Source organism: Poseidonocella sp. HB161398, from assembly GCF_005870025.1.
Taxonomy (GTDB): Bacteria; Pseudomonadota; Alphaproteobacteria; order Rhodobacterales; family Rhodobacteraceae; genus Mangrovicoccus.
In genome coordinates, this window is the sequence record NZ_VATA01000086.1 from 1 (window position 1) to 20,574 (window position 20,574).

Below are 20,574 nucleotides of genomic sequence, written 5' to 3' on the forward strand. Positions count from 1 at the left end.
TCGCGGCTGCGCTCGGACCAGTGGCGCTTGCCGCTCATTCCTCAACCGCTTTACAGCAATCGGTATCCCGATGACTGTGGCCGCAGGATAAGCGTCTCCGGGGAAAGGGGAAGTGCGATCATCAGCTGAGTTGAGCAACAGCGCCGTGGTCATCCCCGGACCGCCGATGCCGGGCTCATGATTGCCGTAGCAGCAACCGACCGTCAGCCCGGTCTTCCCAGACATTGCAGGAGCTTGCGGAAGCTGTCCGCCGTGGCGCCGGGTTCGCGTTCCGAGATGAAGGCGTCGAGCCGCGGAAACAGCGAAATGGCGCGGTCGATCTGCGGATTCGATCCCTGGGTGTAGAGCCCCGACTGGATCATAAGCTCCGCGCGGTCGTAGACGCCCAGCATCTCGCGGGCCTCCTGGATCAGCATGTTCTCCTCGTCGCTGGCCGCGCCGGGCAGGGAGCGCGATACGGATTTCAGCAGGTTGATCGCCGGATAGCGCCCGCGCTCGGCGATCTGGCGCTCCAGCACGACATGGCCGTCGAGCACGCCGCGCAGGATATCGGCCACCGGCCCGTCCATGTCCGCCCCCGCCACGAGCACGCTGAAGACCGCGGTGATGTCGCCCTGGTCGCCCTCGCCGGGGCCGGCGCGCTCCGCCAGGGTCATGATCTCGTGCGCGAGCGAGGGCGGGTAGCCGCCCAGCGTCGGCGGTTCGCCGAGCGCCAGCGACACCTCGCGATGCGCCTCGGCGAAGCGGGTGACCGAGTCGGCGAGGAAGAGCACGTGCTTGCCTTCGTTGCGGAAATGCTCTGCCACGGTCATGGCCGTCCAGGCGCAGCGGCGTCGGGTCAGCGGCGACTGGTCCGAGGTGGCGGCGACGACCACGCTGCGCGCCATCCCCTCGGGGCCGAGCACGTCGCGGGTGAAATGCCCGAGCTCGCGGCCGCGCTCGCCGATCAGCGCCAGCACCACCACATCCGCCTCGATTCCCCGCGCCATGTCGGCCAGCAGCGAGGATTTGCCCACGCCGGACCCGGCGAAGAGGCCGACCCTCTGGCCGCGCACCACCGGCAGCACCGTGTTGAAGGCGCAGAGCCCGGTCTCCAGCCGCTCGCCCAGCCCGCGGCGCCGGGCCGGGGCAGGGGGCACCGCATCGACCGGCACGCGCTCGGGGCCGAGCAGCAGGTAGCGGCCGTCGAGCGAGCGGCCCATAGGGTCGATGATCCGTCCCAGCCAGGTATTGTCCGGCGCGATCCGCAGTTCCCCCAGCAGCCTGACCTTGTCGCCGAGCGCCACGCCGGTCAGCGGCCCGTCCGCCAGGACCGTCACCTCCGAGGTGCCGATGGCGCGGATCTCGCCCGGAAGGGAGCGGCCGTCGCGGCAGCGGATCTCCACCCGGTCGCCGATCCCGGCGACCTGGGCCAGCCCGCCGATCTTTGCTCCGGTGGCGCCGATCTCGACCACCCGGCCGATATGGAACGCGTACTTGATATCGCGGATCGCGGCCGCGAGGTGCCTGAACTCGACTTCTGACATCTGCTTTCCAGCCTCTTGTGCAAACCGTTTCTAAACGAATCGCAGTTAAGCCAAGGTTGAAGAAATTCTGTGGAGAATCCGCATGTTCTCGTCTTTGGAAATCTTTAAGACGGCGTCCGCCCTGGCGGCCCATTCCGGCGCGCGCCAGGCAGTCATTTCCCAGAACATGGCCAATGCCGACACGCCGGGCTATCGCGCGATGGACGTCCGGGGCTTTGCCGACACCTATCGAAGCACCCTCGGGCCGCTGCAGCTGCGAACCACCCGCGCCGCCCATTTCACCTCGCCGGAGATTCCCGGCGCCCGCTTCGGCGTGCAGGCCGTCGAGCGGCCCGGCGATGCCTCTCCGAACGGCAACACGGTGTCGCTCGAGCAGGAAATGCTCAATGCGGTGGAGACGCGCTACAGCCACGACGTGGCGCTGACCGCCTACCGCAGCGGGCTGAACCTGCTGCGCACCAGCCTGGGAAGGAGCTAGCGCCATGAAGAGCCTGCTCGATTCCATGACAGTGGCGGCGACCGGCCTGACTGCCCAGGCCATGCGGCTGCGGCACGTGACCGAGAATATCGCCAATGCCGACACGCCCGGCTACCACCGCAAGACGGTCCCCTTCGAGGCCCAGCGGCTGCCCAGCGGGCTCGACGGGGTGAAGACCGGCCGGGTCGATCTCGACCAGACGGAGCTGGCTCGGATCTACGATCCCTCCCATCCGCTCGCCGACGGCACCGGCAGCTATGACGGCTCCAACGTGAAGCTCGTCTTCGAGATCGCCGACGCGCGCGAAGCGCAGCGCAGCTACGAAGCCAATTTGCAGATGTTCGACCAGGCGAGGAAAATGGCGAGCTCCACGCTCGACCTCCTTCGCCGCTAACTGCCACAAGCAGGAGATCCAGAATGGATTTGACATCGACCCTCGCGGCCGGCGGCTATGCCGGAGCCCGCGGTATTTCCGAACCCGGCGGGTCAGCCGGACCCTCGATCCGGGAGGGGCTGGCATCCTTTGCCCAGGACTTCGCCCGGACGCTCGGCGCGGCCGACATGGCCGCGCAGGACGCGATGCTCGGCAATGCCGATCCGCAGTCCATGGTCGAGGCGCTGGCCCAGGCCCAGCTGGCGGTCGAGACGGCCGTGACCATCCGCGACAAGGTGGTCGAGGCCTACCAGGAAATCATGCGGATGCAGATCTGACATGGGCGAGGACATCATGTTCGACGCCATGCGCGAGGCGCTGCGGATCGCGGTGGTGATATCCGCACCGATCCTGGCGGCCGCGCTGGCGACCGGCATCGTCATCGGCCTGTTCCAGGCTCTGACCTCGATCCAGGAAATGACGCTGACCTTCGTTCCCAAGATGGTCGCCATGCTGCTCGCCTTCTGGATGACGATGTCCTTCATGTCGAGCAGCCTGGTGACCTTCTTCCAGGACACCGTCCTGCGGCTGATTTCGGAGCGCTGAGATGGACAACGCAATCTACACCAATCTCAACCGGATGGACGGGCTGAAGTCGGAATTGCAGGTCATCGCCAACAATATCGCGAACCTGTCCACGCCGGGCTACAAGCGCGAGGGCGTGATCTTCTCCGAATACCTTTTCGCCGGCGAGGACCGGGACCATTCGCTCTCGATGGCCGAGGCCGAGATCCGGCGCACGGATTTCACCCAGGGGCCGCTGACCCAGACCGGCGGCGAATTCGATTTCGCCATCGACGGCGAGGGGTTCTTCCTCGTGGAGTACAATGGCGGCCAGGCGCTGACCCGGGCGGGGAATTTCGGCCAGAACGCCGCGGGCGAGCTGGTCAGCGAGAATGGCCACCGCGTGCTGGATGCCGGCGGTGCCGCCATCGCCATTCCGCCGGACGCGCGCAACGTGAAGCTCTCGACCGACGGCATTCTCAGCGCCGATGGCCTCTTCATCTCCAGTGTCGTGCCGGTCGGCCCGGCCGAGGGCGACACGCCCGAGCGGGTGGGCGGGACCATGTTCACCATCCAGCAGCCGCCGGTGCCGGTGGAGGGGGCGGTGATCCTGCAGGGCTTCAAGGAGGACTCGAATGTCGAGGCCGTCCTGGAAATGGCCCGGATGATCGAAGTGCATCGCGCCTACGAGCAGGGCGCGAATCTCAACAAGTCCGAAGACGAACGGATCCGCAATGTGCTGCGGACCCTTGGTGCCTGATAGGAGTGTTCCATGCGTAGCCTGAAGATCGCCGCGACCGGCATGCACGCCCAGCAAATGCGGGTCGACACGATTGCCAACAACCTCGCCAACAGCTCGACCACGGGCTACAAGACCCGGCGCGCCGAATTCGCCGACCTGCACTACCAGCAGATCGCCCGGCCCGGCTCGATCAACGCCGCCGACGGCACGGTGCTGCCGACCGGCATCCAGCTCGGGCTCGGGGTCCGGCCGACGGCGATCTCCTTCGATCTCCTTCAGGGCTCGCTGGAGCAGACCGGCAATGATCTCGACGTGGCGATCGAGGGGCGCGGCTATCTCGAGGTCACGCTGCCCTCCGGCCTCTCGGGCTATACCCGCGACGGTTCGCTGAAGCTCAATGCCGAAGGCACGATCGTCTCGTCCGACGGCTATCCGCTGGCGCCCGACATCGTCGTGCCCGAGGATGCCCGCTCGATCTCGATCAATGCCGATGGCGAGGTCTACGCCTATTTCGCCGACCAGGTGGGAGCGCAGCTGCTCGGGCAGCTCTCGCTCGTCGGTTTCGCCAACCCGAAGGGGCTCGAGGCGATGGGCAGCAACCTCTTCCTCGAGACCGAGGCCTCGGGCGCGCCGAATGCGACGACGCCGGGGCTCGACGGTCTCGGCACGGTGCGCCAGGGCTATCTCGAGGAATCCTCGGTGAATGTGGTCGCCGAGATCACCGAGCTGATCGAGGCGCAGCGCGGCTACGAACTGAACGCCAAGGTGCTGACCGCCGCGGACCAGATGCTGGCCGCCACCACGCAGATCCGCTGATATCCGATGCGCATCCTGATCCCCGCCCTTCTTCTCGCTGCAGCGCTGCCTCAGGCGCCGCTCCTTGCCGATGTCCTTGTCACCGCCCGGCCCGTGCGGGCGGGGACGGTGCTGACCCCTGCCGACCTGAAGCTGCAGCAGGGCAGCGTCGGCGGCGCCTTCGGCGGCTACGGCGATGCCCTGGGCAAGCAGGCGGTGCGCAATCTCTATCCCGGAAGCCCGATCGGGCCGGGCGACATTCAGGAACCCCATATCGTGACCCGCAACCAGGAGGTGGTCATGCATTTCCAGAACGGCGGGCTGAGCATCGTCACCGAGGGGCGCGCGCTGGACGGCGGCGCCGCGGGCGACACGATCCGGGTGACCAATGCCAGTTCCCGCAAGACCGTGACCGGCAAGGTGATGCCGGATGGCAGCGTCTCCGTCGCCGGGAGCGCCCGGTGAGCGGCGCGGCGCGCCCGGGCGCTGTCCTCCTCGTCCTCGCGCTGGCGGCCTCGGGCTGCGGGCGGCTCGACCATCTCGGCAAGCCGCCGAGCTTCTCGGATGCCGATACCGGCCGCGAGCATCTGGCCATGTCGGTGCCCGGCCTGCCGCAGAGGCTGGAGAAGGTGCAGCCGGTGGACCAGTCCTCGCTCTGGAGCGGGGCGCGCAATTCGCTCCTGGGCGACCGCCGTGCGGGCGAGCCGGGGGACATCCTGACCGTGGTGATCGAGATCGACGAGAAGGCGGAGATCTCGAACACCACCGACCGGTCGCGCAGCGCCAGCGAGAGCCTGTCGATGGGCTCGCTCTTCGGCCTGCCGGAGAACCTGCAGCGGGTGATGCCCACGGGCTCTTCCGCGAAGGAGCCGGTCGCGGTCGACAGCAGCTCGAGCAGCTCCGGCGACGGGTCGGTGAAGCGCAACGAGAAGCTTACCCTGCGGATCGCGGCCACGATCACGGATTCTCTGCCCAACGGGGTGCTGCGGATCCAGGGATCGCAGGAGGTGCGGGTGAATTTCGAAATCCGCGAGCTCCTCGTTACCGGCTATGTCCGCCCCGAGGACATCTCGCGGCTCAACGAGATCCCCTATGACAAGATCGCCTCGGCGCGGATTTCCTATGGCGGCCGCGGCCAGATCACCGACGTCCAGCAGCCGCGCTACGGCCAGCAGATCACCGACATCCTCCTGCCCTACTAGGTGCCGCTCATGATGAAATTCCTGATACCGATCGTGATCGTCCTGGCGGGCATCGGCATCGGCGGCGGCGCCGGCTGGTTCTTCGCCCCCGAGATGCCGGAATGCGACTGCGCCGCTCTTGCCGCGGCCGCCGAAGAGCAGCAGGCGGCCGAGGAAGAAGAGATGCCGTCCGAATTCGAGTATGTCGACATGAAGAACCAGTTCGTCGTGCCGGTCGTCGACGGCGGCTCCGTTTCCTCCATGGTCGTCATGTCGCTCAGCCTCGAGGTCGAGCTGGGCGCGCGCGAGGCGGTCTATGCCAAGGAGCCCAAGCTGCGCGACTCCTTCCTGCGCGTGCTCTTCGCCTATGCGAGCATGGGCGGCTTCAACGACAGCTTCCTCGACGCCGAGGACATGAACATCATCCGCAACGACCTGACGCAGGTCGCCAAGCAGGTGCTCGGCCCGATCGCCAATGCGGTGCTGATCGTCGACATGGTGCGGCAGGACATCTGATGCAGGGCATCTGAAAGGGGGGCAGCGTGGCGGTGACGGTGGCGGATTTCCTGCGCGGCGGAGTGGCCGGGCGACTGGGCGTGGGGCGGATACTCTCGCCTTCGACGGCGCTCGCGCTGGGGCTGATGGCGATGATCATCCTGATGCTGCTGCCGGTCCCGGCCTGGCTTCTCGATGTCGGGCTGGTGCTCAGCTTCGGTCTGGCAGCGCTGGTCTTCACCATCGTCCTCTTCATCGAGCGGCCGCTCGACTTCTCGTCCTTCCCGACCGTGCTGCTGGCGTCGCTGATCCTGCGGCTGTCGCTCAACATCGCCTCGACCAAGCTGATCATCGGCCAGGGCCAGACCGGGCCGCATGCCGCCGGCAGCGTGATCGAAGGCGTCGCCATGTTCGTCATGGGCGGCGATCCCTTCCTCGGCGTGGTGATCTTCTTCATCCTGCTGATCGTCAACTTCGTCGTCGTCACCAAGGGCGCCGCGCGGATGGCCGAGGTCGGCGCGCGCTTCGCCCTCGACGGCATGCCGGGGCGGCAGCTGGCAATCGACGCCGATGTCTCCTCCGGCGCGATAACCCATACCGAGGCCAAGGAGCGGCGCGAGCGCGAGCAGGCGGAGGCGACCTTCTTCGGCTCGCTCGACGGGGTGTCGAAATTCGTCAAGGGCGATGCCGTCGCCGGGCTCCTGATCACGCTCCTGAACCTGGTGGTCGGGCTCTGCATCGGCATCTTCGCCCACGGGATGGAGCTTTCGCACGCGCTCGAGACCTACGCGGTGCTGACCGTCGGCGACGGTCTGGTGACGCAGCTGCCGGCCGTCATCATCTCGGTGGCCTCGGCGCTCCTGCTGTCGCGCGGCGGCATGAACCACACGACCGACACGGCCATCGTCGAGCAGGTCGGCCGCCATCCCGAGGCGCTGGCGACGGTGGCCGGGCTGATGCTGGTCTTCGCGGTGGTGCCGGGCTTTCCCTTCCTGCCCTTCGTGATCGCGGCCGCCGGGCTGGGCGCGATCGCCTACCGCGCGTCCCTGCACAAGAAGAAGACGGAGGCCCCGGAGCCTGCCACGGACGAGCCCTCCGATGCGCATGCCCACGACGTGCGGATCGGCGACCTGATCGATCTCGACGACATCCATGTCGAATTCGCCCCGGATCTGGTCAACATGATCCTCGATCCGGGCACCGGGCTCGAGGTGCGGATCGCCGGGATGCGCCGCCATGTGGCCAGCAATTTCGGCATGATCCTGCCCGAGGTGCGGCTGACCGACCAGAGCGCGCTCGATCCCGGTCATTACCGCATCCTGATCCAGGGCGTGACCGTCTCCGAGGCGCAGCTGCAGACCGGCCGGGTGATGGCGCTGGTCGGCGATGGCGGGCCCGAGGACCTGCCGCCCGGCGACGATTTCCGCGAGCCGGTCTACGGCGCCCCGGCCCGCTGGGTCGACCGCAAGCAGCAGGATTCGCTGGTGCTCTCCGGGATCACCGTCGTCTCCCCGGCCGAGGTGCTGGCCACGCATATCCTCGAGGTGGTGAAGGACAACCTGGCGCGGCTGCTGTCGCTGAAATCGCTGACCCGGCTGCTCGACGAGCTGACCCGGCTCTCGGACAAGTCCCGCGCCGATGCCAACCGGCGGCTGCTCGAGGATCTGGTGCCCGACAAGGTGCCGCTCGACGTGGCGCTGATCGTGCTGCGGCTGCTGCTCGACGAGCGGGTCTCGATCCGCAACCTGCCGCTGATCCTAGAGACCATCGCCGAGGCGCGACCCGCGGTCTCGCGCCCCGACAGCATCTGCGAGTATGTCCGCCAGCGGCTGGGATTCCAGATCGTCGCCTCGCTGCGCGGTCCCGACGGCCGGCTGCCGCTGGTGAAACTCGCCCCGGAATGGGAGAAGCGCTTCGTCCAGTACCAGGTCGGCACCGAGGGCGGGACCGAGATCGCCCTGCCGCCGGAGGAGTTCAACCGCCTGGCCGCGCAGATTGCCGAGACGCTGGCCGAGGTGACGGTCGAAGGCACCGAGCCGGTGCTGCTGACCTCGGCGCGGCGGCGGCGCTTCCTGAAGACCGTCGCGATGGCCAAGGGGATCACCGTGCCCGTCCTCTCCTACGAGGAGCTCGGGATGCAGGCGCAGCCGCAGGTGCTGGGCGTGGTCCCGGCATGACCCTGGAAGAGGCGGTGCTCGCGATCCTCGATGCACTGCCGGCCGAGCTCTGGTTCCTGGTCTTGCTGCGCGTCGGCGGCGTTGTCGCGCTGCTGCCGATGCTGGGTTCGCGGGTCGTGCCGACGACACTGCGCCTGGCCTTCGCGCTGGCGCTGACCCTGGTGCTGGCACCGCTGGCCGGGGAGTTCTCCACCAGCCGGAATGCCCCGCTTGGCGACTACGTGGATGCCTGCGCGGCCGAGCTGCTGACCGGTCTGCTGATCGGCTTCCTCTGCCGCTGCCTGTTCTGGAGCATCCAGCTGGCCGGGACCATGGCCTCGCAGTCGATCTCGCTGGCGCAGCTCATGGGCGCGCAGATCGACCAGCCGCAGGCCTCGATCGGGCAGGTCCTCTATCTCGGCGCGCTGGCGCTGGCGGTGGTGCTGAACTTCCACCTCGTCATCGTCGACGCGATGATCGACTCCTTCGACCTGGTGCCGCTGGGTACCGGGGTGCCCGCCGCGCTGGCCGCCGAGCTTTCCGCCGAGAGCGCGGCGCGCGCCTTCGAGATCGGCTTCGCCCTCTCCTGCCCCTTCCTGGTGGTCGCGGTGCTCTACAATCTCTGCCTCGGCGTGGTGAACAAGGCGATGCCGCAGCTGATGGTCGCCTTCATCGGCGCGCCGGCGATCTCCTGGCTGGGCATCGCGCTGCTCTTCGTGTCGGCGCCGATCCTGCTGAAGGCCTGGAGCGAGCACCTGCTCGCCTTCTCGCTGCGCGAGGGGCTGCGCTGATGGCGGAGGGCAAGGGCGGCGAGGAAAGCGACGACAAGCCGTACGAGGCGACGCAGAAGAAGCTGCTCGACGCCCGCAAGAAGGGCAATGTCCCGCGCTCGAACGACCTGAACACCACCGCCGCCTATGCCGGGCTGGCGATCGCGCTGCTGATCTGGGGCAAGGACATGCTGCTGCATTTCGGCGGGGTGCTCGGCTATTTCCTCTCCAACCGGCTGTGGGAGGTTGCGACCCGCGCCGACCAGGCCAGCGGCGCGTCGATCCTGCGCCCGGCCTGGGATGCGTTCCGGATGCTGCTGCCGATGTTCCTGCTGCCGGCGCTTTTCGTCCTCCTGTCGCTGGCGGTGCAGCGCAACTTCATCATCCATGGCGGCAACATCCAGCCGAAGCTGTCGCGGATCTCGCCGCTGGAGAACTTCAAGAAGAAGTTCGGCCGCCGCGGCCTCTTCGAGTTCTTCAAGAGCTTCGTGAAGATGTCGCTCTTCTCGGGCGCGCTGATCTGGTTCATGGCCAGCCGCCGCGACCAGATCCTGTCGCTGCAGATGCTCGAGGCGCGCCAGGGGATCGTGGTGCTCCTGCAGATCTCGCTGCGCTTCCTGCTGATCGCCCTGGCGAACTCGGCGGTGATCGGGGTGCTCGACTACCTGTTCCAGCGCGCCGAGCATCTGCGCAACCTGCGCATGTCGCATCGCGAGATGCGCGACGAGCTGAAGGAATCCGAGGGCGATCCGGCGGTCAAGCAGAAGCGGCGGCAGCGCGGCATGGAGATCGCCCGCTCGCAGATGCTGCGCGACATGAAGAAGGCCGACGTGGTCATCGTCAATCCGGAGCACTACGCCGTCGCGCTGAAATGGAGCCGTGCCGACAAGAGCGCGCCGGTCTGCGTGGCCAAGGGCGTCGACGACCGGGCGTCGGTGATCCGCGACCTGGCGCGCGAGAACAAGGTGCCGATCTACAGCGCGCCGCCGACGGCCCGGGCGCTCTATGCCACGGTCGAGGTCGGCGAGCAGATCCCGCCGTCGCATTACCGCGCGGTGGCGGCGGCGATCCGCTTCGCCGACGAGATGCGCCAGAAGAGAAAGCGGGCGCCGTTTGGAACCTATTGAGGCCCTGTCCCGGCTGCGGCAGCTTGCCGGGGTGAAGCGCGATGCCGAGGTCGCGGCGATGGAGCGGCTGCGCGCCGAGATCCGCGCGCTCGAGGGGCAGATCGAGGCGCTCGACGAAGCCTCCGTGGACTGGCTCTCGGCGCAGGACGCGGCCACCGCCTACCAGCGGGCCGGGCGAGACGGCGTCTGGGACATGTGGCGGGTCGGCCGGACGCGCGAGCTCGGCATGCGCATCGCGCAGTTGCGCGCCGATCTGGAGCGCCAGAGCCTGGCCACGCGCCGTTCGGTCGGCCGCCACCAGGCGATCGCCAAGCTGGTGGAGCGCCACGGGCCCGGCCCGGGACGCCGCGGCGACTGATCCCCTTGCGTCCCGCGCGTCACGGCGCAATTGTCTAGGCAATACAGCCTGGAAGGGGATCCCGCATGCCGACCGCACCGGAGGCCTATCTCTCGCAGCTTTTCTCTCTGGCCGGGCGCCGCGCCCTGGTCACCGGCGCCAGCCGCGGCATCGGCCGCGCGCTGGCGGTCTCGCTGGCGCGCGCCGGCGCCGATCTGGTGCTGACCGCGCGCAGTACGGCGAGCCTCGCGGAGACCGCGGCGCTGGTCGGGGCCGAGGGCCGCCGGGCCGAGTGCCTGGCCTGCGACCAGAGCGATGTCGGCGCGATCGGCGCGGCGCTCGCCGGGCTGGCTCCGGTGGATATCCTGGTGAACAATGCCGGCACCGAAGAGGTCTGCCCCTCGACCGAGGTCAGCGAGGCGCTGTGGGACCGGATCGTCGACACCAACCTGAAGGGCGCCTTCTTCATGACCCAGGCGGTGGCGAAGCCGATGCTGGCCCGCGGCCATGGCGCGATCGTCAACCTGGCCTCGCTGACCTCCTTCGTCGGCGTGCCGACCGCGGCGCCCTATGGCTCGTCGAAAAGCGGCATCGCCGGGATGACGCGGGCGCTGGCGACCGAATGGGCCGGGCAGGGCGTCCGGGTGAACGCGATCGCGCCGGGCTATTTCCGCACCGAGCTGACCGAGGTCTTCTACCAGGATCCCGACTGGTGCGCGACGATGGAGACCAAGATCCCGATGGGCCGCTTCGGCCGGATGGAGGATCTGGAGGCGGCGGTGCTCTATCTGGCCTCGGACGCCTCGCGCTATGTGACGGGGCAGATCCTGGGCATCGACGGCGGCTATCTGGCGTCGATTTAGGCACTGTGCGAAGCCTGGCGGGGAAAATGCGCCGCCCGGCTGGTAAAGTATATACATTATCCCGTGCCAGCCGCTAGCCCGGCGGCAGGTGACGACCATCCCGGGACCGGCCGGGCAGCCAGAGGTGACCCATGACCGACGTGACTTTCAAGGTGCTGGCCGAGCTCGGCGCGGACGAGCGCGCGGCGCTCTTCCAGCGCTCCGAAACCGACCTGAGCTTCTTCCTGGAGAAGGCCGGCCCGATCATCGAGGCGGTCCGCGCCGAGGGCGACGCGGCGCTGGTGCGCTTCGGCGTCGAGTTCGACAAGGCCGAGGGTCTGACCGCGGACGGGCTGAAGGCGACCGAGGCGGAGTTCGACGCCGCCTTCGACGAGGTCGATCCGGAGGTGATCGAGGCGATCCGCGCGGGCATCGCCAATATCCGCAGCTTCCACGAGGAGCAGAAGCCCGAGCCGATGTGGCTGAAGGAAATTCGCCCCGGCGCCTATGCCGGCGACCGCTTCCTGCCGATCGGTTCGGTCGCGCTCTACGTGCCGCGCGGCAAGGGGGCGTTTCCCTCGGTGGTGATGATGACCGCGGTGCCGGCCGCGGTGGCGGGCGTGCCCGAGATCGCGATCTTCACCCCGCCCGCGCCGGGCGGCAAGGTGGATGCGGCGACGCTGGTCGCGGCGCGGCTGGCCGGGGTCACGACCGTCTACAAGGTCGGCGGCGCCCAGGCGGTGGCGGCTGCGGCCTATGGCACCGAGACGGTCAAGCCCTGCCGCAAGATCGTCGGCCCGGGCAGCCCCTGGGTGGTGGCGGCCAAGCGCCTGCTGTCGGGGGCGATCGATCCGGGCCTGCCGGCCGGGCCGTCGGAATCGCTGATCTTCGCCGACGAGACGGTGCATGGCGGGCTCGCGGCGCTGGACCTGCTGATCGAGGCGGAGCACGGGCCGGACAGTTCGGCCTGGCTCGTCACCCATTCGCGCCGTGTCGCCGAGGAGGCGCTGGAGGCGCTGCCGCATCACTGGGCCGAAATGACGCCGCAGCGGGTGGAGTTCAGCCAGAAGGTGCTTTGCGGCGCGCATGGCGGGATCGTGCTGACCGGCTCGCTGCAGGAGAGCTACGATTTCGTCAATGGCTACGCGCCGGAGCATCTGGAGCTTCTGAGCACGGTGCCCTTCGAGCATCTGGGCGAGATCACCGAAGCCGCCGAGATCCTGATGGGGCCGCATACGCCGGTCTGCATCGGCAATTTCGCCCTGGGGCCGAATGCCGTGCTGCCGACCTCGGGCGGGGCGCGCAGCTGGGGGCCCCTGTCGGTGTCGGATTTCGTCCGCCGCTCCTCGGTCGGCTATGTCACCGCGAAGGGCTATCCGGAGCTGGCGAAGACGGCGAAGACGCTCGCGGATTACGAGGGCTTCTCCTCGCATGCCAATGCGGTCAGCGCGATGCGCGATCCCTATCTGAAGGGCTGAACGATGAAGGCGGTGCGGCTTCACGGCGTCGGCGACCTGCGGGTCGAGGAGATCGCGGCCCCGGGCGCGCCCGGGCCGGGCGAGGTGCGGGTGGCGGTCTCGGTCGCGGGGATCTGCGGCTCGGACCTGCACAATTTCTGCACCGGCGCCTGGATCAGCCGCGCGCCCTCGGTGGCGGGGCATGAATTCACCGGCACCGTGACGGCGGTGGGCGAGGGCGTGACCCATGTCGCCCCGGGCCAGGCCGTGATCGTCGACAGCCGGGTGACCTGCGGAACCTGCCGCAACTGCCGCGCGGGGCTGGCGCAGGTCTGCGAGACCATGGGCTTTGTCGGCGAGGCGATCGATGGCGGATTCGCCGAGGCGGTGATCCTGCCGGGCAGGAACGTGATCGCGGCGCCCGCCGGGGTGGCCGACCGGCATCTGGCGCTGGCCGAGCCGCTGGCGGTGGCGCTGCATGCGCTCGACCGGCTGGACCTGCCCGCGGGCGCGCCGCTGGCCGTTGCGGGCTGCGGGCCGATCGGCGGGCTGGTGGCGCTGCTGGCGGCGCGGCGCGGGCACGAGGTGCATGTGATCGACCGCCAGGCGGCCCGCGCGGCGCTCGTGGCGGAGGCGGCCGGCGCGTCAGTGGCAGCGCTCGACGCCCTGCCTGCGGCGCGCCATGCGATGGACGCGACCGGCGCGCCGGGGGTGATCCGGGCGCTGGCCGAGGGGCTTTTGCCGGGCGGCGCGCTCGGGCTGGTCGGGATCGGCCATGGCGCGCTCGATCTCGATCCGGTTCTGCTGGTCGAGAAGGAGATGGCGCTGGTCGGCTGCCATGCCTATGGCGGCGAGTTCGAGCGGATCGGCGCGGTGATCGCGGAGCTGGGCGCGGCGCTCGACCCGCTGATCGATGCCGAGATCGCGCTCGAGGAGGTGCCCGCCGCCTATCAGCGGCATCTCGCGGGCGAGGTGGCGGGGCTGAAGACCCTCATCCGCTGCGGCGCGTGAGCCGGGCGCCGGCCCGGCTGCCCGCGCGCCTCAGTCCCGGCCGGTCGCGGCCGGCCCAGCCCCCTGTCCTGCCGTTGCGCCAAGGGGGGCTGCGGCTTGCCCCCGCCGCCCGCGGGTGGCAGGGCTGGCGCAAGATCATTGCCGGAGCAGACTCATGAGCTTTTCCCGCCGCTACCAGAATGTCGAGGATTTCGCCGCGGCCGCGCGCCGCCGCCTGCCGCGCATCTTCGCCGACTATATCGAGGGCGGGGCGTTCTCCGAGACCACGCTGCGCCGCAACCGCGAGGGGTTCGACGCCTGGGCGCTGCGCCAGCGGACGCTGCGGCCGCTCGGGCCGCTCGATCTCTCGGCCGAGGTGCTGGGCCAGCGCCATGCGCTGCCCTTCGGCCCCGGTCCGGTCGGCTTCCTCGGGCTCTACCGCCGCGACGGCGACGTGCTGATCGGCCAGGAGGCGGCGGCGCGCGGCGTGCCGATGGTGCTGTCCACCTTCTCGATCAACGGGCTGAAGACGATTGCCGAGCGCAGCGGGCAGGTGCCGCAGTTCCAGCTTTACATCGATATCGACGCGGACTGGACCGACAGCTATGTCGCCGCCGCGGAGGAGGCCGGGTCGGACACGATCTTCGTCACGGTCGACACGGCGATCACCTCGAACCGCGAGCGCGACGGCCGGAACGGCTTCCGCGCGGTGACGAAGATCACGCCGCAGCTCTTCTGGCAGTTCGCGACGAAGCCGGTCTGGTCGCTGGACCTGCTGCGCAACGGATTTCCGGAGGTGGAGCTGGTCACCGGGCGGCCGGAATACGGGCAGGGCGCGCTGGCGCAGGCGGCGGCGCTGTCGGGGCGGCTCGACAAGGACCTGACCTGGGAGAAGATCCGGCGGCTGCGCGACCGCTGGAAGGGCAAGCTGGTCATCAAGGGGATTTCCGATGCCGAGGACGCGGCGCTGGCCAGGGCCGAGGATGTCGACGGGATCGTCATTTCCAACCATGGCGGGCGCCAGCTCGATCACGGGCTGTCGACGGTCGAGCTGATCCCCGAGATCCGCGCGGCGCTGGGGACGGAGAAGGCGCTTTACGTCGATAGCGGCTTCCGGCGCGGGACGGATATCGTCAAGGCGCTGGCGCTTGGCGCGGATTTCGTGCTGATGGGGCGGCCCTTTGCCTGGGCGGTGGCGGCGGAAGGCCGCCGCGGGGTGGCGGCGGCCTTCGACATGCTCTCGGCCGAGATCGGCATCACGCTGCAGCTGATGGGGCTGAGCAGCATTGCCGAGCTGAAGGCGCAGGGGCCGGAGCTCCTGCGCCGGGCCGGCTGAGGCCGCTTCAGCGGTTGTCGGGCTGGGCGCGCACGGCGGCCAGTCCGCGGCGGCTGATGCGGTAGGCGCTGCCCCGATGCGAGGCGATCAGCCGCTTGCGGCGGAGCCGGGCGAAGACCTCGAGCGTGCAGTCCGACAGGATCGCATGCTCGCGGGTGAAGCAGGTGACGCCGGTCACCTTGGCGCCGTCGCGGTCGTGGAGGATGCGGCCCCCCTGGGCCAGGACGTGGAGAACCCGTTGTTCCGGGCGGGAAATGTTCATGGAAATTACCGGAAATCGCGTAACGGAAGGTCCGGCAGGCCGGATGGCCGCCGGGGCTTGCGTCTGTCCCGCGGAGCCGGGCTCCGGGGACGGCGTTACCGGGTCTCTTGCATCAAGTCTCCATGAGGGCGCGGAAGGCCGCGCTGCCCGATCCTAGCGCAGCGTCGCGACGGGCGCCAGCGCCGGCCGGCGGCCGTGGCCCGGCGGTCACGCCAGGTGGAAGGCGAGGGCCGCGGCGGCCATGCGGAACGGGCCGGTATCCTCGAAGGGCAGCGGCGCCTCGGGGAAGAGCGCGCGGCCGCCGGTGGCGGCGATGGCGCCCTCGACCATCAGGTTGTCGCAGAGGCCGAAGCGCTCCGCGCGCCAGTCCGGGCCGGGCAGGGCGGCGGCGGCGCGGGTCTCGAAGGGCCGCGGATCGGCGGAATAGCCGAAGACCGGACGGCCGAGCGCGCAGAGGAGGCCGAGCTCCACCGCGGTGCCGGCATCCATCGACGGGCCGAGATAGGGGGTGAGATTGACCAGCGCGGCGTCGCAGGAGCGCAGCAGGCGCATGTCCTTGGCGGCGATCGCCAGCCCGTGGCGGCGCGGGTCCATCGTGCCGGGCGGGACGAGTTCGTCGAGGGGGAAGACGCCCTCGAGGCCCAGCTCGGCGCAGATCGCCTTCTTCTCGGCGCCGAGCGCCTCGGCATCGGGGTGGAAGACGTCAGGTCCGGCGAGATAGATGCGCATGGCGGCTCCGTGGCTTTCGACGGACCGTGGCTGGCTCCGCCGCCATGCGCAAGCCCCGGCGCGCGCCGGGGCAGGGCAGGGTCAGCCCTCGGGCATCAGGACGGTGTCGATCGCGTGGATCACGCCGTTCGAGGCCTCGATATCCGCCTGGATCACGGTGGCGTCGTTGACCATCACGCCGTCATCCTCGGTGGGCATGACGGTCAGGGTGCTGCCCTCGACGGTTTCCGGCATCATCTCGCCGGAGATGTCGCCGGACATCACCGCGGCGGGCAGGACGTGATAGGTCAGGATCTGGACCAGCTTGTCCTTGTTCTCGGGCATCAGCAGCTCTTCGACCGTGCCCTCGGGCAGCTTCTCGAAGGCGGCGTCGGTCGGGGCGAAGACGGTGAAGGGGCCGTCGCCGGACAGGGTCTCGGCCAGGCCTGCCGCCTCGACGGCTGCGACCAGCGTGTCGAAATCGCCGGCCCCGGCCGCGGTCTCGACGATGGTCTTCGCGCCCATGTGGCTGTCGGCGAAGGCCGGAACGGCGAAGGCGGCGGCGGCGGTGGCGGCGAGGATCGTGTTGCGGATCATGGGTCGTCTCCTTGTGTGTTTCGGGAACATCCCGTGGCGGATGTCGCAGGAGCTACGGCGCCGGAGGGGGCTGCGGATCACAAGAAAAACGGGACGTTGCGGGGTTGCTGCCACGTCGCGGCGCGCTAAGCCGGCGGCATCGCGGCCGGCAAGCAACAAGCCGTGAGCGCATGTGACCGCGACGTGATCGCGGAGGCCGGATTTTTCCTGCTTGAGTGCGCTTTGTCATCACCGCGTCACCCGTTTGGCGCAGTTGCTGGCGCGCAGGGCCAGAACGATTGCCTTGCGCTCCGGCTTTGGGCACTGATGAGTCCGGGACATGAGACAAGGGAGACGCCCGAATGGAACTGATCGAACGCGCCCTCTTCATCCTCCAGGCCCTTTTCGTCCTCACCGTGGGGATCGTGGTCGGGCTGGGCGTGATCTTCTTCTTCATCGACCGCTTCAAGAGCCCGGATGCGGTGCGGCGCAACTATCCGGTGCTGGGGCGGTTCCGGACGCTCTTCACCAAGCTCGGCGAGTTCTTCCGCCAGTACTTCTTCGCCATGGACCGCGAGGAATACCCGTTCAACCGCTCGCAGCGGGACTGGGTCTACCACGCGTCGGACGACCGGATCTCGAACATGATCGCCTTCGGCTCGACGCGGAACATCGAGCTGCCGGGCACGGCGATCTTCGTCAACTCCGCCTTCCCGCCGCTCGACGAGGAGGCCTCGGCCGCCGCGCCGCTGGTGATCGGGCCGGGCGCCGCGCAGCCCTATATCGCCCGCTCGATCTTCAACATCTCGGGGATGAGCTACGGCGCGATCTCGAAGCCCGCGGTGCGCGCGCTGGCGGGGGGCGCGAAGAAGGCCGGGATCTGGATGAATACCGGCGAGGGCGGGCTGAGCTCCTACCACCTCGAGTCGGGCTGCGATATCGTCTACCAGATCGGCACGGCGAAATACGGGGTGCGCGATGCCAAGGGCAACCTCGATGACGAGCGGCTGAAGAAGATCGCCGGGCATGAGCAGGTGAAGATGTTCGAGATCAAGCTGAGCCAGGGCGCCAAGCCCGGCAAGGGCGGGATCCTGCCCGGCGACAAGATCACCCCGGAGATCGCCGAGATCCGCGGCATCCCGCTGGGCCAGGACAGCTTTTCGCCGAACCGCCATGCCGAGGTGCATGACTGGGACGAGCTGATCGATTTCGTCACCCGCGTCCGCGAGGTGACCGGCAAGCCCTGCGGGGTGAAGATGTGCATCGGCACGGCGGACGGGATCCGGCCGTTCTTCGATGCCGTGCTGCGCCGGGGCAAGGACTGCGCGCCGGATTTCATCACCATCGACGGCGGCGAGGGCGGCACCGGCGCGGCGCCGGCCCCGCTGATGGACCTGGTCGGCATGCCGATCCGCGAGGCGCTGCCCCGGATCGCCGACATCCGCGCGGAATACGGGCTGAAGAACCGCATCCGGCTGATCGCGGGGGCGAAGCTGATCACCCCTGCGGATGTCGCCTGGGCGCTCTGCGCGGGCGCGGATTTCGTGGTCTCGGCGCGCGGCTTCATGTTCGCCCTGGGCTGCATCCAGGCGCTGAAATGCAACAAGAACACCTGCCCGACCGGGATCACCACCCACAAGAAGGATCTGCAGCGCGGGCTGGTGGTGGCCAACAAGATCGAGCGGGTGGCGACCTATGCACGGGTGATCACCCATGAGGTGGAGGTCATCGCCCATTCCTGCGGGGTCTCCGATCCGCGCAAGCTGACCCGCGGCCATGTCCGGATCGTCCAGCCGAACGGACGGTCGAAGCGGATGGACGTGCTTTTCCCCGAGCCCGAGGAGCAGATCAGCGCTGCCTGATGCCGGAGGAGAGGGCGGGCCCTCTCCCCCGGACCCCCTCTCCCCGGGGAAATGTTTCGTCCGGCCTGCGGGATTGTGAGGGCTTATGTTTTGGCAAGACGGCGCGGCGGGGCTAGGTTCGAGGGAAGAAGACGACGCCGAGGAGGTCCCTGAATGCGTTTCCGTCCCGATCTGGGCTGGTCCGATGTCACGCCCCGTGCCGATTTCCTGAACCGCCGGCAGCTGATCGGGGGGGCAGCCGCGCTTGGCGGGCTGGGCCTGGCCGCGCCGCTGCGGGCCGAGATCCAGGCGGCGCCGAGCCGCTATTCGACGGACGAGACGCCGAATGCGCTCGAGGAGATCTCGGGCTACTGCAATTTCTACGAATTCGGCACCGGCAAGGGCGATCCCGAGAAGAATGCCGGCCAGATGACCACCGATCCCTGGTCGGTGGAGATCGGCGGGCTGGTCGAGCGCCCGGGGCGCTATGATCTGGCCGACGTGATGAAGGGGCAGCCGCTGGAGGAGCGGATCTACCGGCTGCGCTGCGTCGAGGCCTGGTCGATGGTGGTGCCCTGGATCGGCTTCCAGCTATCGGGGCTGCTCGACCGGATCGGCGTCCAGCCTTCTGCGAAATACGTGGCCTTCGAGACGCTCTACCGTCCCGAGGAGATGCCGGGCACGCGCCGCCCGGTGATCCCCTGGCCCTATGTCGAGGGGCTGCGGCTCGACGAGGCGATGAATCCGCTGACCATCCTGGCGACCGGCCTCTATGGCGAGGCGCTGCCCAATCCGAACGGCGCGCCGATCCGGCTGGTGGTGCCGTGGAAATACGGGTTCAAGTCGATCAAGTCGATCGTCCGGATCACCCTGACCGAGGAACAGCCGCCCGCGACCTGGAATATCGTCAATCCGCGCGAATACGGCTTCTATTCGAACGTCAATCCGGAGGTCGACCATCCGCGCTGGAGCCAGGCGAGCGAGCGGCGGGTTGGCGGCGGATTCTTCGCCGCCAAGATCCCGACGCAGAAATTCAATGGATACGGCGAGTATGTGGCCGGGCTCTATGATGGCATGGATCTCACCAAGTCCTTCTGAGGGGCTGGCGCTGCGCGACCGGCTCAACCGGGCGCTGGCGCGGCTGCCGGCCTGGCCGCTCTATCCGCTTTCGGTTCTGCCCGTGGCCTGGCTGCTCTGGCAGGGGGCGACGGGACGGATCGGCATCGAGCCGGTGGAGGCGGTCGAGCACCGGCTCGGGCTCTGGACGCTCTGGCTGCTGGTCGCGGGGCTGGCGGTGACTCCGCTGCGGCGGCTGGCGGGGGTGAACCTGATGCGGTTCCGCCGCGCAATCGGGCTGATCGCGGTGTTCTATCTCGTCTGCCACATGGCGGTCTGGGCGATCCTCGATGTCCAGGGGCTGCAAGCGGCCTGGGCGGATATCGTCAAGCGTCCCTATATCACCATCGGCATGGCGGCCTTCCTGCTTCTGGTTCCGCTGGCCCTGACCTCGTCCAATGCGGCGATCCGCTGGCTCGGCGGGCGGCGCTGGCGGCAGCTTCACCGGCTGGTCTATCCGGCGGTGCTGCTCGGGGCCCTGCATTTCGCGATGCTCCGCAAGGGCTGGCAGCTGGAGCCGCTGGTGTATCTTGGGGTGGTGGCGCTGCTCCTGGCGACCCGGGTCCTGCCGCGGCGCCGCTGACTCCCGGGACCAGGTCCCGTGTCCCTGGCAGGGCGGGGATGGTTTAGGGTGGGTCCGGGTGGATCGCGTGCAAGTGACTGAAATAAAGTCATTACTTCGGTGACGTGAAGAAAATACGACATTTTCGCAAAATAGCCCTTGCGGCTCCCGGGCTGGAACCATAAATACGCCTTCACCGACGGGGCGGCGACGCTCCGGGGCGCTGGACGGGCCGCTGAGGCGGGCCGGACGGCGGAGAGATCAGGGTGATTGGCGAGCGGGTCGCGTCGGAAGATTGACGCCTCCTGCCGGTTTTTGCCTCCGGTGTCTTGGTAAATGG

Annotated in this window: 24 protein-coding genes; 20 read left to right on the forward strand and 4 right to left on the reverse strand. The window is 68.8% G+C overall.

Going from position 1 to position 20,574, the window contains the following annotated elements:
- Positions 1 to 203: 203 nt before the first annotated feature.
- Positions 204 to 1,526 carry a FliI/YscN family ATPase gene (locus FGX59_RS32500; protein ID WP_138472243.1) on the reverse strand — a complete coding sequence of 441 codons (1,323 nt, stop codon included), beginning with the start codon at positions 1,524 to 1,526 and terminating at the stop codon, positions 204 to 206.
- A gap of 82 nt (positions 1,527 to 1,608) precedes the next feature.
- Here FGX59_RS32500 and FGX59_RS32505 point away from each other — a divergent pair, with 82 nt between their 5' ends.
- From FGX59_RS32505 to FGX59_RS32585, 17 genes are all read left to right on the forward strand, one after another.
- A complete protein-coding gene (locus tag FGX59_RS32505; protein ID WP_138472245.1) occupies positions 1,609 to 2,004 on the forward strand; it encodes a FlgB family protein in 396 nt (131 codons plus the stop codon).
- Between the two features lie 4 nt (positions 2,005 to 2,008).
- A complete protein-coding gene (gene flgC, locus FGX59_RS32510) occupies positions 2,009 to 2,398 on the forward strand; it encodes a flagellar basal body rod protein FlgC (protein ID WP_138472247.1) in 390 nt (129 codons plus the stop codon).
- Between the two features lie 23 nt (positions 2,399 to 2,421).
- Positions 2,422 to 2,715 (forward strand): flagellar hook-basal body complex protein FliE, encoded by a 294-nt coding sequence (fliE, locus tag FGX59_RS32515; RefSeq protein ID WP_138472249.1) that lies wholly within the window; start codon positions 2,422 to 2,424, stop codon positions 2,713 to 2,715.
- Position 2,716: 1 nt separating this feature from the next.
- Positions 2,717 to 2,983 (forward strand): flagellar biosynthetic protein FliQ, encoded by a 267-nt coding sequence (locus FGX59_RS32520; protein WP_138472253.1) that lies wholly within the window; start codon positions 2,717 to 2,719, stop codon positions 2,981 to 2,983.
- A 1-nt stretch (position 2,984) separates the two neighbouring features.
- A complete protein-coding gene (locus FGX59_RS32525; RefSeq protein ID WP_138472255.1) occupies positions 2,985 to 3,701 on the forward strand; it encodes a flagellar hook-basal body complex protein in 717 nt (238 codons plus the stop codon).
- Between the two features lie 12 nt (positions 3,702 to 3,713).
- Positions 3,714 to 4,499 (forward strand): flagellar basal-body rod protein FlgG, encoded by a 786-nt coding sequence (gene flgG, locus FGX59_RS32530; RefSeq protein ID WP_138472257.1) that lies wholly within the window; start codon positions 3,714 to 3,716, stop codon positions 4,497 to 4,499.
- A gap of 6 nt (positions 4,500 to 4,505) precedes the next feature.
- A complete protein-coding gene (gene flgA, locus FGX59_RS32535) occupies positions 4,506 to 4,943 on the forward strand; it encodes a flagellar basal body P-ring formation chaperone FlgA (RefSeq protein WP_138472259.1) in 438 nt (145 codons plus the stop codon).
- Positions 4,940 to 5,680: a flagellar basal body L-ring protein FlgH gene (flgH, locus tag FGX59_RS32540; protein WP_138472261.1), complete on the forward strand. Its 741-nt coding sequence runs from the start codon at positions 4,940 to 4,942 to the stop codon at positions 5,678 to 5,680. Before flgA ends, flgH begins: the two co-directional genes overlap by 4 nt.
- A gap of 12 nt (positions 5,681 to 5,692) precedes the next feature.
- Positions 5,693 to 6,175, forward strand: coding sequence for a flagellar basal body-associated FliL family protein (locus tag FGX59_RS32545; RefSeq protein ID WP_240722826.1), 483 nt, complete (start codon positions 5,693 to 5,695; stop codon positions 6,173 to 6,175).
- 32 nt (positions 6,176 to 6,207) lie between these two features.
- Positions 6,208 to 8,331 (forward strand): flagellar biosynthesis protein FlhA, encoded by a 2,124-nt coding sequence (flhA, locus tag FGX59_RS32550; RefSeq protein ID WP_255471662.1) that lies wholly within the window; start codon positions 6,208 to 6,210, stop codon positions 8,329 to 8,331.
- Positions 8,328 to 9,101: a flagellar biosynthetic protein FliR gene (locus FGX59_RS32555; RefSeq protein ID WP_138472264.1), complete on the forward strand. Its 774-nt coding sequence runs from the start codon at positions 8,328 to 8,330 to the stop codon at positions 9,099 to 9,101. Before flhA ends, FGX59_RS32555 begins: the two co-directional genes overlap by 4 nt.
- Positions 9,101 to 10,207, forward strand: coding sequence for a flagellar biosynthesis protein FlhB (locus tag FGX59_RS32560; protein ID WP_138472266.1), 1,107 nt, complete (start codon positions 9,101 to 9,103; stop codon positions 10,205 to 10,207). The genes FGX59_RS32555 and FGX59_RS32560 overlap by 1 nt, the downstream gene beginning before the upstream one ends.
- Complete coding sequence (locus tag FGX59_RS32565; RefSeq protein WP_138472268.1) at positions 10,194 to 10,565, forward strand: hypothetical protein; 372 nt, start codon at positions 10,194 to 10,196, stop codon at positions 10,563 to 10,565. Before FGX59_RS32560 ends, FGX59_RS32565 begins: the two co-directional genes overlap by 14 nt.
- A 65-nt stretch (positions 10,566 to 10,630) precedes the next feature.
- Positions 10,631 to 11,407 (forward strand): SDR family NAD(P)-dependent oxidoreductase, encoded by a 777-nt coding sequence (locus FGX59_RS32570; RefSeq protein WP_138472270.1) that lies wholly within the window; start codon positions 10,631 to 10,633, stop codon positions 11,405 to 11,407.
- A gap of 131 nt (positions 11,408 to 11,538) precedes the next feature.
- Complete coding sequence (gene hisD, locus FGX59_RS32575) at positions 11,539 to 12,864, forward strand: histidinol dehydrogenase (RefSeq protein WP_138472272.1); 1,326 nt, start codon at positions 11,539 to 11,541, stop codon at positions 12,862 to 12,864.
- 3 nt (positions 12,865 to 12,867) lie between these two features.
- Positions 12,868 to 13,854 carry a zinc-binding dehydrogenase gene (locus FGX59_RS32580; RefSeq protein ID WP_138472274.1) on the forward strand — a complete coding sequence of 329 codons (987 nt, stop codon included), beginning with the start codon at positions 12,868 to 12,870 and terminating at the stop codon, positions 13,852 to 13,854.
- A 154-nt stretch (positions 13,855 to 14,008) separates the two neighbouring features.
- Positions 14,009 to 15,169 carry an alpha-hydroxy acid oxidase gene (locus FGX59_RS32585; protein ID WP_138472276.1) on the forward strand — a complete coding sequence of 387 codons (1,161 nt, stop codon included), beginning with the start codon at positions 14,009 to 14,011 and terminating at the stop codon, positions 15,167 to 15,169.
- Positions 15,170 to 15,176: 7 nt separating this feature from the next.
- On the opposite strand, the gene FGX59_RS32590 is transcribed toward FGX59_RS32585, so the two are convergent.
- The 3 genes from FGX59_RS32590 to FGX59_RS32600 form a co-directional block, all read right to left on the reverse strand.
- Positions 15,177 to 15,431, reverse strand: coding sequence for a YjhX family toxin (locus FGX59_RS32590; RefSeq protein WP_138472278.1), 255 nt, complete (start codon positions 15,429 to 15,431; stop codon positions 15,177 to 15,179).
- A 207-nt stretch (positions 15,432 to 15,638) separates the two neighbouring features.
- Positions 15,639 to 16,160, reverse strand: coding sequence for a nucleoside 2-deoxyribosyltransferase (locus FGX59_RS32595; RefSeq protein WP_138472280.1), 522 nt, complete (start codon positions 16,158 to 16,160; stop codon positions 15,639 to 15,641).
- An 81-nt stretch (positions 16,161 to 16,241) separates the two neighbouring features.
- A complete protein-coding gene (locus tag FGX59_RS32600) occupies positions 16,242 to 16,736 on the reverse strand; it encodes a fasciclin domain-containing protein (RefSeq protein ID WP_138472282.1) in 495 nt (164 codons plus the stop codon).
- A gap of 341 nt (positions 16,737 to 17,077) precedes the next feature.
- Here FGX59_RS32600 and FGX59_RS32605 point away from each other — a divergent pair, with 341 nt between their 5' ends.
- The 3 genes from FGX59_RS32605 (at position 17,078) to msrQ (ending at position 20,255) form a co-directional block, all read left to right on the forward strand.
- Complete coding sequence (locus FGX59_RS32605; protein WP_138472284.1) at positions 17,078 to 18,577, forward strand: FMN-binding glutamate synthase family protein; 1,500 nt, start codon at positions 17,078 to 17,080, stop codon at positions 18,575 to 18,577.
- A 153-nt stretch (positions 18,578 to 18,730) separates the two neighbouring features.
- Complete coding sequence (gene msrP / locus FGX59_RS32610; RefSeq protein ID WP_138472286.1) at positions 18,731 to 19,654, forward strand: protein-methionine-sulfoxide reductase catalytic subunit MsrP; 924 nt, start codon at positions 18,731 to 18,733, stop codon at positions 19,652 to 19,654.
- On the forward strand, positions 19,626 to 20,255 hold the full coding sequence (gene msrQ / locus FGX59_RS32615) for a protein-methionine-sulfoxide reductase heme-binding subunit MsrQ (protein ID WP_138472288.1): 630 nt from the start codon (positions 19,626 to 19,628) through the stop codon (positions 20,253 to 20,255). The genes msrP and msrQ overlap by 29 nt, the downstream gene beginning before the upstream one ends.
- Positions 20,256 to 20,574: the final 319 nt, after the last annotated feature.

Bases quoted from the DNA above. Each gene is read 5' to 3' on its own strand.
- FGX59_RS32580 (WP_138472274.1), top strand. From the start codon at position 12,868: ATGAAGGCGGTGCGGCTTCACGGCGTCGGCGACCTGCGGGTCGAGGAG.
- FGX59_RS32600 (WP_138472282.1), bottom strand. From the start codon at position 16,736: ATGATCCGCAACACGATCCTCGCCGCCACCGCCGCCGCCGCCTTCGCC.
- fliE (WP_138472249.1), top strand. From the start codon at position 2,422: ATGGATTTGACATCGACCCTCGCGGCCGGCGGCTATGCCGGAGCCCGC.
- FGX59_RS32560 (WP_138472266.1), top strand. From the start codon at position 9,101: ATGGCGGAGGGCAAGGGCGGCGAGGAAAGCGACGACAAGCCGTACGAG.
- FGX59_RS32520 (WP_138472253.1), top strand. From the start codon at position 2,717: ATGGGCGAGGACATCATGTTCGACGCCATGCGCGAGGCGCTGCGGATC.
- FGX59_RS32585 (WP_138472276.1), top strand. From the start codon at position 14,009: ATGAGCTTTTCCCGCCGCTACCAGAATGTCGAGGATTTCGCCGCGGCC.
- msrP (WP_138472286.1), top strand. From the start codon at position 18,731: ATGCGTTTCCGTCCCGATCTGGGCTGGTCCGATGTCACGCCCCGTGCC.
- msrQ (WP_138472288.1), top strand. From the start codon at position 19,626: ATGGCATGGATCTCACCAAGTCCTTCTGAGGGGCTGGCGCTGCGCGAC.
- flgC (WP_138472247.1), top strand. From the start codon at position 2,009: ATGAAGAGCCTGCTCGATTCCATGACAGTGGCGGCGACCGGCCTGACT.
- FGX59_RS32545 (WP_240722826.1), top strand. From the start codon at position 5,693: ATGAAATTCCTGATACCGATCGTGATCGTCCTGGCGGGCATCGGCATC.
- flgA (WP_138472259.1), top strand. From the start codon at position 4,506: ATGCGCATCCTGATCCCCGCCCTTCTTCTCGCTGCAGCGCTGCCTCAG.
- FGX59_RS32605 (WP_138472284.1), top strand. From the start codon at position 17,078: ATGGAACTGATCGAACGCGCCCTCTTCATCCTCCAGGCCCTTTTCGTC.
- flgG (WP_138472257.1), top strand. From the start codon at position 3,714: ATGCGTAGCCTGAAGATCGCCGCGACCGGCATGCACGCCCAGCAAATG.
- FGX59_RS32500 (WP_138472243.1), bottom strand. From the start codon at position 1,526: ATGTCAGAAGTCGAGTTCAGGCACCTCGCGGCCGCGATCCGCGATATC.
- FGX59_RS32590 (WP_138472278.1), bottom strand. From the start codon at position 15,431: ATGAACATTTCCCGCCCGGAACAACGGGTTCTCCACGTCCTGGCCCAG.
- FGX59_RS32555 (WP_138472264.1), top strand. From the start codon at position 8,328: ATGACCCTGGAAGAGGCGGTGCTCGCGATCCTCGATGCACTGCCGGCC.
- hisD (WP_138472272.1), top strand. From the start codon at position 11,539: ATGACCGACGTGACTTTCAAGGTGCTGGCCGAGCTCGGCGCGGACGAG.
- FGX59_RS32505 (WP_138472245.1), top strand. From the start codon at position 1,609: ATGTTCTCGTCTTTGGAAATCTTTAAGACGGCGTCCGCCCTGGCGGCC.
- FGX59_RS32570 (WP_138472270.1), top strand. From the start codon at position 10,631: ATGCCGACCGCACCGGAGGCCTATCTCTCGCAGCTTTTCTCTCTGGCC.
- FGX59_RS32525 (WP_138472255.1), top strand. From the start codon at position 2,985: ATGGACAACGCAATCTACACCAATCTCAACCGGATGGACGGGCTGAAG.
- FGX59_RS32595 (WP_138472280.1), bottom strand. From the start codon at position 16,160: ATGCGCATCTATCTCGCCGGACCTGACGTCTTCCACCCCGATGCCGAG.